The sequence below is a fragment of the uncultured Maritalea sp. genome (assembly GCF_937139385.1).
Taxonomy (GTDB): Bacteria; Pseudomonadota; Alphaproteobacteria; order Rhizobiales; family Devosiaceae; genus Maritalea; species Maritalea porphyrae_A.
In genome coordinates this window covers 1-12,501 of the sequence record NZ_CAKZPW010000123.1, presented here as the reverse complement: position 1 = coordinate 12,501, position 12,501 = coordinate 1, and the positions used below count along the sequence as shown (strand labels likewise).

The window sequence follows — 12,501 nt, the reverse complement described above, 5'->3', positions numbered from 1 at the left end:
AAATTCAAAAGCAGCGCCCGGACCTGCCCATCATTGTTATGAGTGCGCAAAACACCTTTATGACAGCGGTGAAGGCCAGCGAAGCGGGGGCATATGAGTATTTGCCCAAACCTTTCGACTTGGTTGAAGTGACCAACACGGCTGAGAAAGCGCTGCAGGAGCGGGAGAACAAAGCCAATAGGACCAGCGACGTTGAAGTTGATGATATGCCGCTTGTGGGCCGCTCTGCGCCAATGCAAGAGATATATCGCACCATGGCGCGGCTTATTCAAACGGACCTTACGGTTATGATTTCTGGTGAAAGCGGCACCGGCAAAGAAGTGGTGGCGCGGGCGCTGCACGAATTTGGCAAGCGCAAAAACGGTCCGTTTAATGCAATCAATATGGCAGCCATTCCGCAGGATTTGATTGAATCAGAACTGTTCGGCCATGAACAAGGTGCTTTTACGGGGGCGAATGCGCGGGCGCCTGGTCATTTTGAACTCTCGGCGCGCGGCACACTGTTTCTGGATGAAATTGGTGATATGCCAATGGCGGCGCAAACGCGCTTATTGCGGGTGTTGCAAGAAGGCGAGTTTACCCGCGTTGGTGGACGCGAGACCATACAAACTGACGTGCGCATTATCGCAGCGACGCATAGGGACTTAAACCAACTGATCCGGCAAGGACTTTTCCGCGAGGATCTGTACTATCGCTTGAATGTGGTGCAATTGCGGATGCCGGCCTTGCGCGAGAGACCAGAAGATATCGCGGATTTGGTGCGTCACTTCATTGAGAAATACAGTGAAGAAACCAAATTGCGCAAATCGGTCACCCCAGAAGCGCTTGAGTTATTGTCGCAGCACGGATGGCCAGGCAATGTGCGCGAACTTGAAAACCTTATCCATCGTTTCGTCGCGCTTTATCCTGAAGAGGTGATTTCTGCAGAAATGGTCAAAACGGAGTTTGGCCAAAACGCAACGCATATGGCAGCGCCTACAAGTGGTGCAAACGAAGGGCAATCGTTGCAAGAAAGCGTTGAACGACATTTGATGCGGATTTTTGCACAGGCCGAGCCCGGGCTGCCCGCAGACGATCTCTATCACCGCATTTTGGACGAAATCGAAGTGCCTATGCTCGAGATTACACTGACGGCATGCAACGGCAATCAGGTAAAGGCCGCTGAATTGTTGGGTCTAAATCGCAATACATTGCGAAAAAAGCTCAATTTGCATCAAATAAAGGTCGCAAAAAACGCCAGCCGGTAGCGTTCTGTCACATTTTAGCAACATTCTTCTTGATCACTAGGGTGAATGCGGTAAGTCTTACGGACGGGGTGTTACTATTGTGGCACAGTCTGACTTCCCAAAGCCCAAGGATTTTTGAGTTTGAGCGACACAGGCGCACCGCGCATCAGGCAATTGTTTTTGCGACGGAATCGTTTTTTGCGCTACCTCGGCATTGTGCTGGTTGTAGCTGCGATTGCCTCTGCGTCAATTTCCTTCGCCATTCTTACCGGTGCAACGCCGATTGAACCTGATCCATCGCTCTGGCCCTTTATTTGGCTGGTCAATGGTATTTTGATCCTGTTGGTCATCGCCTTGCTATTGACCGAAACCTATTTGCTTTTGCAAGCTCGGCTGACCAAACAGGCTGGATCTGGCCTACATATCCGATTGGTTTCAATGTTTGCCGTGGCGGCCGCAGTGCCTGCTTTCATTGTGGCCGTTGTTGCTACATTGGCGCTCAATCAGGGTCTGGACCATTGGTTTTCGGAACGTTCCCGCACAATGGTTGAGAGTTCTCGTTCTGTAGCCCAATCCTATTTGAACGAGCATGCGAATGTGTTGCGCGACGACACCTTGTCATTGGCGGCGGAGCTAGAGAAAATCCAAGATGTGTTTGACCAAAACCAAGGCAGTTTTACAGACATATTGACTTCGCTGGCGCAAAGCCGTTCGTTGCCGTTCGCCTATATTCTAAATGAACAGCAAGTTGTTGTGTTAAGGGCGAGATTACCCTCTCGTGGGGGCAATCCCAGTCTTCCGCCTAACCTGCTCGTAGGCGTACAAGAAAAACAGCCTGACTTGATCAGGCCTGGACGTGAAAACCTCGTTGGCGCTGTGATCAAACTTGCTGGATACGATAACTATTATTTGTTTGTCGCCAGAGATGTTGACCCGCAAGTTTTGGAATACATGCGGCTCGCCGACCAAAATGTGGCTGAATATCGGGAATATGAATCAAACCGGTTGGTATTTCAGATCACCTTCGCATTTATGTATGTGGGGTTGGCGTTTGTGGTTTTGCTTGGCGCTGTTTGGGTTGGGATTGCCCTTGCCAACCGTTTGGTGACCCCGATTAGAAATTTGATGGTGGCCTCCACCAAAGTTTCGGAAGGGGAATTGGACATTCGTGTGCCCGTAAAAGGGGTGACAGGCGATATGTTTGACCTCTCGAGCCGATTTAACCGTATGACGTCGCAATTGCGCGCCCAGCACGGCGCGCTCTTGTCTGCCAACGACACCATCGATCAACGGCGCCAATTTACTGAAGCGGTGCTTGAAGGCGTGAGCGCGGGCATTGTGGGCCTTGATCCGGATGGTCGGATTACCATAGTCAACGCCAGCGCGGCTGCAATGTTTGAAGCCAAGAGCGAAAAGATCATTGGTAAACTGGTTGGCGAAATTGTGCCCGCTCTGGCAGATTTTGTGTCTTTGGCAATGAATTCGCAACGCGAACAGAACCAAGAGCAGATTGAAATCAAATCTAAACTAGGGGAAGAGCGGACCTATCAAGCCCGGATAACGCGGGAAGGAACCAGCGAAAACTCCAAAGGTTACGTGATAACGCTTGACGATATCTCGGACTTGATCGCGGCTCAACGCACAAGCGTTTGGGCTGATGTTGCACAGCGTATTGCCCATGAGATCAAAAATCCACTTACACCGATCCAACTATCTGCCGAACGCCTTCGGCGGCGGTATCGGAAAAAGCTGGATGGAGACTTTGAGGTTTTTGACAAATGTACCGACACAATTATGCGCCAAGTCGGTGATATCGGACGGATGGTTGATGAGTTTTCGACGTTCGCGCGTATGCCTTCTGCAAATGTGGCTCCTGCAAACCTAAACGAAACAATCAAACAGGCGGTGTTCTCCGAAGGGGTGCGTCATCCTGAAATTCGAATTGAAACCCAATTGCCAAGTTCAGATGTTATTTGTGAATTCGATGAAAGATTGATCTCTCAGGTTCTAACAAATTTGATTAAGAATGCATCTGAATCTCTTGAATCTACAGAAGATTTTAAAGGAAGAGTGCCGAAAATATGCGTTTCAGCTGAAGTGGTGGACAACGATATTGTTGTAAAGGTTGAGGACAATGGCAACGGTTGGCCAAAAGACAATAGGAGCCGATTGTTGGAACCCTATATGACGACGCGTGGCAAGGGGACGGGGCTCGGACTTGCAATTGTTTCAAAGATTATCGAGCAGCATGGCGGTACGGTTGAGTTACAAGACGCACAACCTGATGAAAACGGGAAGGTAGGAGCGTGTTTCCGTTTCACATTGCCTAGATCCCACAAAACGACTGCACAACAGATTTTGATTAGAGACGAAGATGGACCTGGGAAAACTCAGGCAGTGGATGAGTAGATGGCACAAGACGTACTTATTGTAGATGACGAAGCGGACATTCGGGAACTGATCTCGGGTATTCTTGAAGATGAGGGGTATGAAACCCGGTTGGCGCACGATGCTGACTCGGCGTTGGCAGCAATTGAGGCGCGACGTCCAGGCTTGGTGTTCTTAGACATTTGGATGCAGGGTTCTCGCCTTGATGGATTGCAGTTGCTTGACGCTATTCAGGAGAGGCACAAAGACATCGCCGTGGTTATGATTTCTGGCCACGGCAATGTTGAGACAGCCGTTTCAGCAATCCGTCGTGGCGCGTTTGACTACATCGAAAAACCGTTTAAAATCGACAGGTTATTGTTGATCGCGCAACGTGCTTTTGAAAATCGTCGCCTTAAAGATGAAGTTGAGGAGTTAAAAGTACGCTCAGGCGCGGACAGCGATCAATTTGTTGGCGTATCGCCAGCGTTCTTGAACATTAAGGCAGCTCTAAGCAAATGCGCGATGACGAATTCGCGGGTCTTTTTGACTGGACCAGCGGGGACGGGAAAAGGGCTATGCGCGCGCTTGTTGCATGAGTTATCACATCGATCTGATGGACCATTTGTTGAAGTAAACCTTGCCATGCATGGCGAAGATGAGCTGGCTGAAGAGTTGTTCGGCAAGGAAACTGCTGACAATGGATCAAAGTCAATTCGAGCGGGAGCTTTTGAAAGGGCGCATGGTGGTACGCTTTATCTTGCTGAAGTCGAAGTGCTGTCGCAAAACATGCAAGCACTTGTGCTGCGTGCAATTGTAGAAAATAAATTCTTGCGGTTGGGCGGCGAAACCCGAGTTGGCGTTGATGTTCGTATCGTGTCTTCGTGTTCAACAAATGTCGCCAAGCTGGTGGAAGAAGAGAGATTTAGGGCTGACCTATTTCATCGGTTGGCGGTTATTCCTTTAGCGCTGCCCGCACTGAAAGAGCGGCGCGAGGACATTCCTTTGCTGGTCAATCAACTCACAAAAACTCTGATGCAAGTTCATAACCTAAAGTCTTTCAACATTTCGGCCGATGCGATGGCCGTTTTGCAAGCACAAGATTGGCCCGGTAATGCACGTCAGTTGAGAAACTCGTTGGAGCGACTGATTATTATGCTCAACGATGACTTTCCTGACGATGGCTGTGTAACGGCTGAAATGCTGCCCGCTGACATTGGCGAAGTATTGCCCTCAGTTGATGATGGTAGTGACAGCCCGCATTTGATGACATTGCCCTTGAGAGATGCGCGTGAAGTCTTTGAGCGGCAATATCTTGTGGCGCAGATTGAACGATTTGGCGGTAACATCTCGCGTACTGCTGAATTTGTTGGTATGGAGCGTAGCGCACTGCATCGAAAATTGAAGTCACTAGGGCTGTAACGGTCAAACTGAGGGGGCATTTATGCGCGTAATTATTAGTGGCGCTGGGCAAGTTGGCTATGGAATCGCTGAGCAATTGGCGATGGAAGACAACGAAGTTACCGTGATTGATAGCAATCCTGAGTTGGTACAGCGCGTTCGCGACACTTTGGATGCGCGTGGTGTGCATGGACATGGGTCGCACCCCGACGTTTTGGCGCAAGCGGGCGCGCGCGAAGCTGATATGTTGATTGCAGTGACTCAGGTTGATGAAGTCAACATGACTGCCTGTCAGGTCGCACATTCAATTTTTAAAATTCCAACACGAATTGCTCGCATACGTGCGCAAAGCTATTTGAAGTCTGAGTGGAGTGATTTGTTTGCGCGTGATCACTTGCCAATTGACGTGATTATTTCACCCGAAGTCGAGGTGGGTGAATTGATCCTGCAGCGAATGGCATATCCGGGCGCGCTCGATCTTGTGTCATTCGACGACGATCAGGTTCTGGTTATCACGGTTGCTGTGACAGAAGACTGCGCCATCATAGATACGCCATTGTTGCAACTCACGGAGCTGTTTCCAAATCTGGAAGCGACTGTGATGGGGGTTCGGCGCGGTGGCGTAATGAAAGCACTTAAGTCGAACGACTTTTTGGTTCCTGGCGACGAAGCCATTGTTGCGGTTGGCCGGTCTCAGGTGAACCGCGTGTTGGCGATGTTTGGCAAAGACGTGCCATTTCCCAATAAAGTCGTCATAGGCGGGGCGGGGAACATCGGACAATATGTTGCGCGGAAATTGGAAGAGTTGGGTGAGGGCATCTCCGTACGGCTAATTGAGAACAATCGCCGGACAGCACAACGCGCTGCAGAAAACCTAAATGAGGCCATTGTTGTTTATGGTGACGGGTTGCATGAAGATATTATGCATGAAGTTGGCATTCAGAATGCACAGATGTATTTGGGTCTAACCAACGATGATGAAACAAATATTCTGTCTTCGGTTTTGGCGAGCGAGTTAGGCGGGGCAACAACAATTGCATTGGTCAACCAGCCACAATATCCTCGTTTTGCGAAAAGGCTTGGTGTGGATGCCTTTCTCAATCCAAGAACCGTTACTGTTTCTAAAATCCTGCGCCATGTTCGCCGGGGTCGCATACGGGGGGTTTACACGCTCTACAATGGTGCTGCTGAGTTACTGGAGGCTGAAGCGCTGGAAACCTCACCGTTGGTGGGTAAACCACTCAAGGATTTCAATTTTGGTGACGGTGTGCGCATTGGCGCAATTATTCGTGGCGGCAAGATGATTGTGCCAACAGGTCAATCAAGGGTTGAAGCGGGTGATTTTGTGATTGTGTTTGCTTTGGCAGATGCGGTGCGGCAAGTGGAGCAAATGTTCCGCGTCAGCATAGATTTCTTTTAGGCAAGTATATGCCAGCCATTTTTTCAATCTGTAGTTTGGTTTTGGCAGGTTTCTCAGCCTGCTTAATCGCGCCATTTACTGTCGCCGTTATGGGACAAAGCGTCAAACACATTGAGGGATTTGGCCTTTTGTTTGTGTCTTATGTTTTCCTTTCGGTTGTGGTTATCCTTGCGTTCAACCGTCAGGCGTCTCGGTTGTCGCGCGGTGGCATGTTTGTCTTGGCATGTTGTTGTTGGTTGACCTTGGTTCTGGCCGCAACAATACCATTTATTTTGCTTGAACGTATGTCGTTCCTTGGCGCTTTTTATGAAGCAAGTTCGGCCGCAACAGCGCTTGGCACAACGTTTTTGGTGCCTGACACTATTGCCACACCGATGAAAGCATATCGGGCGATTGTGGCTTGGTTCGGTGGCTTTTTGACGCTGGCGCTAATTGTTTATGTCCTGAGCCCTTATCGTGTTGGTGGTTTGCCGAACCGCGATTTGCGGTTTGTTCTGCACAGCACAGGTTATAGTGGGCCTAAGCTTTTTCGGACATTGGCAGCAATTGCGCTGCCATATATTGGGCTAACAATTTTATGCCTTTTGATCTTGTTGATACAAGGCGTGCGACCGCTTGATGCAACCTTGGCCGCCACTGCCGCCATGTCGACCAACGGCTTTTTGCCCACCCAGTCTGGTGGATCGATCTTCAACAATCGTGCGGCCGAAATTACCATGATCGGCTTTATGGTGGTCGGCGGCACTAGCATTATTTGGCACCGCATGATTTTTGCCAGGCGATTTGATCTGCTATGGCGAGAACACCGCGAGAGTATTGGGGCAATCGTTTTGATTTTGGGCATTGGCTTGTTGGTTGCGCTTATCAATGGCCTGACAAGCGATCAACCTTTTGCTTTCTTGCGCCATATTTTTGATGTTGCCTCAACAATGACAACCACAGGCGTCACTCACCAAACATCACAAGTTTCCAGCGTACCTTTGCTGTTGGCATTTATGTTGGCAATGGGAGGCGCCGCTACGTTTTCGACGAGTGGCGGGATAAAACTTTACCGACTAGGGATCATGCTGCTCAATTCGCTTTTGCAAGCTCGTCAGTTGGTTTTTCCAAATGCAATCCTGTCGGGACGACTGGAAGAGCGTTTTGGAAGCTCGGGGGCAATTAAGGCGATTTGGAGTTTCTTCTTTCTGTTCATTTTGACCATGTGCTTGGGCATGTTGGGCTTTGCCATTTTGGGGATGTCATTTGAAGACGCGTTCTCTTCATCCGTTGGCAGCTTAAGCTCCGTCGCCAATTTGGTGACCGCGGACGCCGTGCGTGGCGAGCACGGATATTTGATTGGTCTGTGGATTTCTGCCATCGCTTTGGCTGGGAAACTGGAGATTTTGGTTATCTTGGCGGCAATCAGCGATATTCGGCAACGATAATATCCAAACAGATTGACAGTTCGTGCGCATATGCGTACCCATTTAGGGCGGTGTTTTTATTAACTCTTTGTCCAAACACGGTTGTTGGGACGAGCTTTAGGATATAATCTTGGTACTGAAGGTGATTGTTGCCACCCGATCTACCCAAAAAAGAGGCCCCCAGAATGCCCAATGACAAAAACCAGAACTTGCAAGACTCTTTCCTCAACAATGTCCGGAAAAACAAAATCCCAGTGACCATTTTCTTGGTCAATGGCGTGAAGCTGCAAGGCGTTATAACTTGGTTCGACAATTTTTGTTTATTGTTGCGCCGCGAGTCTCAATCTCAACTTGTGTACAAGCATGCGATTTCGACAATTATGCCTGGCGCTCCAATTCAATTGTTTGATCCAGAGACCAGCGACAAAGGCTAACTGCGCTGTCTAAGAATAACGAAAATGAAACTCAGGTTGGTGTAGATTTCCAAAAGGGAACCGCCGGCTATATAGATCGTCGTGTCGAAGCAACACGCGCTTTGTTGGTGTGTCCAGACGTTGCACGGCAGGCAAGTCGTCGCACAATTGAAGCGCGGCTCGAGGAATTCAAAAGCCTCGCAAGCGCGATCAATTTGGACATCATCGATGCGCAAGCGTGGAATGTGCGTGAGGTAAAACCTGCCACTTTCATCGGCGGTGGCCATGTGGAAGAGATCCAAAAACAAGTTGAAGAACACAATATTGCTTTGGTGTTGATAGATGCGCAGCTGTCTCCAATTCAACAGCGCAACCTAGAAACCAAACTTGGGGCAAAGGTGCTGGATAGAACAGCTCTAATCCTTGAGATCTTTGGTGACCGCGCAGCGACGCGGGAAGGTGTTTTGCAAGTTGAACTCGCGCATTTGAACTACCAAAGGGGACGTTTGGTGCGGTCATGGACACACCTTGAACGCCAACGCGGTGGCTTGGGGTTTGTCGGTGGACCTGGTGAAACGCAAATCGAATCGGATCGACGATTGTTGCAAGAGCGGGTGACATTGCTCACCAAGCGCCTAGAAAAAGTGCAGCGAACCCGATTTGAACAGCGCAAATCCCGTCAGTCTATTCCATTCCCGATTATCGCTTTGGCCGGTTACACGAATGCGGGCAAGTCTACACTTTTTAATCTGCTGACCGATTCTGATATCAAGGCAGAAGATCAGCTGTTTGCCACACTGGATACAACTGTTCGTCGGGCAACATTGCCACATAAGCGCGAAGTGGTGTTTTCTGACACCGTTGGCTTTATTGCCGATTTGCCGACCGATTTGATTGCCGCGTTTCGTGGAACGCTAGAAGAAGTTACTGAAGCACACGTTGTGTTGCACGTCCGTGATATTGCTAATGACGACTATATGGCTCAGTGCCAAGATGTGAATGATGTTTTGGCTGACCTTGACGTGACCCCTGAAAAGGTGCCGTTCATTGAGGTTTGGAACAAGGTGGACATGCTGACTGAAGAGCAGCTTGAGCTTCGCCGCCGTCACCGCAGCAAATCAATTCCAATTGTTGAGATTTCGGCCAAGACCGGGCAGGGGCTCGATGAATTATTGGCTGTAATTGAAGTTGAGTTGGGTAAAACAGGCCGTTTTCAGACAGTTATGTTGCCACACAGTGCGGCCCACACGGCTCATTGGCTTTATGATCATGGCGAAGTGCTCAGCGCAGAACCAACCGAAGACGGCAGCGCAATTTGTTATGAAGTGCGCGTGGCCAAAGACAAAATGTCACCGTTCTTGGAAAAATTTGACAAGTTCGTCGTTGAACAGGCAGTTCCAACGCCCGAAAACGCAACAGAAGCAGACGCCGATTAAGGCGTTTGTTTATCTGACTGTCGAATTTCTGACCAAAACTCCTCCAGTTTTTCAAGTCCTGCCTCGGGAAGGGTTATCCCTTCCTGAAGGCAGCGTTTTTCCACGTGGTGAAACCGGCGGATAAACTTATTGTTGGCATTGGAAAGTGCGACCTCTGGGTCGACATTTAGTTTGCGCGCCAAGGAGGCCATTGCAAACAGAAGGTCGCCAATTTCTTCTTCGATTTGGTTTTGGTTTTGTGCTTCGATTTCCCCAGCAACTTCTTGGGTTTCTTCGCGCACTTTGTCCAAAGCGCCTTGTGCACTTGGCCAATCAAATCCCACGCGTGCTGCGCGTTTGGCGAGTTTATTTGCCCGTGTCAATGCGGGCAGGGCACGGGGCACATCATCAAGCACAGATGGGTGCTTTCCGGCTTCTGTTGTCTTTTTTACCCGTTCCGATGCCTTAATGTTTTCCCAATTTGTATTGACCCCATCCGCCGTTTCAATTTCCACCTGTTCGAAAACATGTGGGTGTCGCCGGATGAGTTTTTCGCAGATGCCATATACTACGTCACCAAAATCGAACTTGTTGGTTTCATTCGCCATTTGCGCGTAATAAATCGGTTGAAAAAGCAAGTCACCAAGTTCAGATTTCAGATCATCAAAATCTTCTCGCTCAATAGCATCTGCCACTTCATAGGCTTCTTCGATCGTATGAGGTTTGATCGAGTGGAAGTCTTGCTGCAAATCCCAAGGGCATCCATCCTTTGGATCACGTAGACGGCGCATGATTTCGATTAGCGTAGAAATGTCACGACTTGGTTTCACGAGGCTTTGCTTCTTTTGTTTTGATGGTAGGTGAGCGCAAGGGCAATCATATGCTCCAATTCTTGGTGGCATTTGGACAGATCATTCGGAAGCACCACTTCGCGTGAGCCAACATACTCGAACTCGGTCGGATAGTGCTGTTTGATGTCAGCGATCAACGTGGAGTTACAATTGACATAGAGTGAGATTGTACCGCTGGAGTTTTGGTCAAATCTGATCGTCGTACCCGATTTTGGTTTTTGGGTGAGAAAGCTGATTTGATTCCATTTGAGCGCCTCAACGATAGAACCACAGCCAGTGGTGTTGGCCGCAACAGCGTGCACAAGTTCACGCAAAAAACGCAAGGTATTCTGCTGGGTTGCGCTATATTCAGAAATTCTTTGATCGAGTATATCCGGCACGGTGTATGTCTTTGTTCAAGGAGCTTTGTTCAGACATACTACGGCTTTTGCAAAAGCGCCAAGCCCGGCAGAGGTTTTCTTTCGTCGCTATCTGACGTTTGCTCGTATTGCGGTCTGTTCGTATTCGCATAATATATATTATGGAACTTTTTTTGTCATTGACCGCTTGGGAATTCACCTAGTGTTGCAGCTTCGCACAGCATACGGCAGTAGAGCCGTTCTTATAGATGTTCGATTTTCATGGCCATAGTCGTTGTTATTGCTTGCGTGGTCATTTCCAAATTGTATGCAACGAGGTGCAAATGTATGCAGAAGCTTGTGACATCTCGCTTAAGGTCGCCAAATCACAAGGCGTCGCAATTATTGCAATTGGATTGTGAAACCATCATAGGCTGGTTTGATATTTTCTGGCGTCTCATTATCCACGGTCACATAATCAAGGTCGATGTGCATATTGGTTAGATATGCTTGCACGGGCTGCATTTTTTCAATCCAGCGGACAGAGTCATCAAGAGAAAAATGACTTGGATGTGGTGTCCGTCGCAATGCGTCTATGATCCAGACGTCCAGATTTTTCAACTCGTTGAGCGATGATTTTGGGATGTCTGAAACATCGCAAGAATAGGCGAGTTTTTTCAACCGAAAGCCAAGCGATGTTATGCTGCCATGTTCTTGATTAAAGGCGTGCAGGGTGACCGGGCCACCCTCGCCTTCGACAGTTACAGCATCGCCATCATCAATTTCATTTGCATTTAGAATGGGCGGATATGGACTGCCAATAGGTGCATGAAAACAATAGCCAAATGCCGATTTCAATCGTTCAAGCGTTGGTCGATTTGCGTAGACTTCAACGCGCTTTCGATCGTTGAGCGCAAGCACGCGCAAATCGTCGATTCCGTGGGTGTGATCTGCATGGTCATGGGTATAGAATACAGCATCAACACTGGTAACACCTGCATCTAGTAGCTGTTCGCGAATATCGCATCCCGTATCAATAACGATGTTCGTTTGGCCGCCAGTTGCACATGTTGCTGTGATTAGAAGCGCACAACGGCGGCGCCTGTTTTTTGGGTTTTTTGGGTCACAATCGCCCCAATTTCCACCAACGCGTGGCACGCCCCCGGACGAGCCGCAACCCAGAATTGTAACCTGTATTTTTTGCTCAACACTCATTGAGCTGCCTTTGCGAACAGTCGATCAAAATTCGCGGTGGTTTGTGCCGCAAAGGATTGATAATCTACGCCTAAATCCGCAGCTAGATATTCCGCCGTGTGGCGCACGAAGCTCGGCTCGTTGGATTTGCCTCTATGCGGAACTGGTGCAAGATATGGGGCGTCTGTTTCAACGAGCATCCGCTCGATTGGTATGGCGTGTGCGGCATCGCGTATTGCTTGTGCAGACTTGAAGGTGGCGATACCGGAAAATGAAACATAACCACCCAACTCGACGCCAATTTTTGCCAATTCTAAACCCGCGGAAAAACAGTGTAAGACAAATGGGAATGCACCAATTTCAGTTTCTTCGCGCAAAATGTCGATTGTGTCCTGGTCCGCTGAACGGGTGTGGATTACAAGTGGCAATTGTGTCACCCGCGCGGCTTCGATGTGGCGGCGAAATCCTAT

Annotated in this window: 11 protein-coding genes; 7 read left to right on the top strand and 4 right to left on the bottom strand. The window is 49.1% G+C overall.

What is annotated here, in order from left to right:
- From Q0231_RS05035 to hflX, 7 genes are all read left to right on the top strand, one after another.
- Positions 1 to 1,247 (top strand): sigma 54-interacting transcriptional regulator (locus Q0231_RS05035; RefSeq protein ID WP_299345855.1); only part of this gene is annotated, 1,247 nt, incomplete at its 5' end.
- A gap of 120 nt (positions 1,248 to 1,367) precedes the next feature.
- A complete protein-coding gene (locus Q0231_RS05030) occupies positions 1,368 to 3,635 on the top strand; it encodes a PAS domain-containing sensor histidine kinase (RefSeq protein ID WP_299345853.1) in 2,268 nt (755 codons plus the stop codon).
- A complete protein-coding gene (locus Q0231_RS05025) occupies positions 3,636 to 5,015 on the top strand; it encodes a sigma-54 dependent transcriptional regulator (RefSeq protein ID WP_269394222.1) in 1,380 nt (459 codons plus the stop codon).
- A 22-nt stretch (positions 5,016 to 5,037) separates the two neighbouring features.
- Positions 5,038 to 6,414 carry a Trk system potassium transporter TrkA gene (trkA, locus tag Q0231_RS05020; RefSeq protein ID WP_269394223.1) on the top strand — a complete coding sequence of 459 codons (1,377 nt, stop codon included), beginning with the start codon at positions 5,038 to 5,040 and terminating at the stop codon, positions 6,412 to 6,414.
- A gap of 8 nt (positions 6,415 to 6,422) precedes the next feature.
- Complete coding sequence (locus Q0231_RS05015; RefSeq protein WP_299345847.1) at positions 6,423 to 7,841, top strand: potassium transporter TrkG; 1,419 nt, start codon at positions 6,423 to 6,425, stop codon at positions 7,839 to 7,841.
- A 164-nt stretch (positions 7,842 to 8,005) separates the two neighbouring features.
- Positions 8,006 to 8,254: an RNA chaperone Hfq gene (gene hfq, locus Q0231_RS05010; RefSeq protein WP_269394225.1), complete on the top strand. Its 249-nt coding sequence runs from the start codon at positions 8,006 to 8,008 to the stop codon at positions 8,252 to 8,254.
- Positions 8,255 to 8,361: 107 nt separating this feature from the next.
- Positions 8,362 to 9,669 (top strand): GTPase HflX, encoded by a 1,308-nt coding sequence (gene hflX / locus Q0231_RS05005; protein WP_299345845.1) that lies wholly within the window; start codon positions 8,362 to 8,364, stop codon positions 9,667 to 9,669.
- Here the strand turns inward: hflX and mazG are convergent.
- From mazG to Q0231_RS04985, 4 genes are all read right to left on the bottom strand, one after another.
- Positions 9,666 to 10,478 carry a nucleoside triphosphate pyrophosphohydrolase gene (mazG, locus tag Q0231_RS05000; RefSeq protein WP_269394227.1) on the bottom strand — a complete coding sequence of 271 codons (813 nt, stop codon included), beginning with the start codon at positions 10,476 to 10,478 and terminating at the stop codon, positions 9,666 to 9,668. The genes hflX and mazG overlap by 4 nt on opposite strands.
- Complete coding sequence (locus tag Q0231_RS04995) at positions 10,475 to 10,879, bottom strand: DUF1801 domain-containing protein (protein WP_299345842.1); 405 nt, start codon at positions 10,877 to 10,879, stop codon at positions 10,475 to 10,477. Before Q0231_RS04995 ends, mazG begins: the two co-directional genes overlap by 4 nt.
- A 360-nt stretch (positions 10,880 to 11,239) precedes the next feature.
- Positions 11,240 to 12,052, bottom strand: a complete 813-nt coding sequence (locus tag Q0231_RS04990) for an MBL fold metallo-hydrolase (RefSeq protein WP_299345840.1) — start codon at positions 12,050 to 12,052, stop codon at positions 11,240 to 11,242.
- On the bottom strand, positions 12,049 to 12,501 hold a 453-nt coding region (locus Q0231_RS04985), incomplete at its 5' end, for a TatD family hydrolase (RefSeq protein WP_299345838.1). The genes Q0231_RS04985 and Q0231_RS04990, both read right to left, overlap by 4 nt.

Bases quoted from the DNA above. Each gene is read 5' to 3' on its own strand.
- Q0231_RS05025 (WP_269394222.1), top strand. From the start codon at position 3,636: ATGGCACAAGACGTACTTATTGTAGATGACGAAGCGGACATTCGGGAA.
- trkA (WP_269394223.1), top strand. From the start codon at position 5,038: ATGCGCGTAATTATTAGTGGCGCTGGGCAAGTTGGCTATGGAATCGCT.
- Q0231_RS05015 (WP_299345847.1), top strand. From the start codon at position 6,423: ATGCCAGCCATTTTTTCAATCTGTAGTTTGGTTTTGGCAGGTTTCTCA.
- hfq (WP_269394225.1), top strand. From the start codon at position 8,006: ATGCCCAATGACAAAAACCAGAACTTGCAAGACTCTTTCCTCAACAAT.
- Q0231_RS04990 (WP_299345840.1), bottom strand. From the start codon at position 12,052: ATGAGTGTTGAGCAAAAAATACAGGTTACAATTCTGGGTTGCGGCTCG.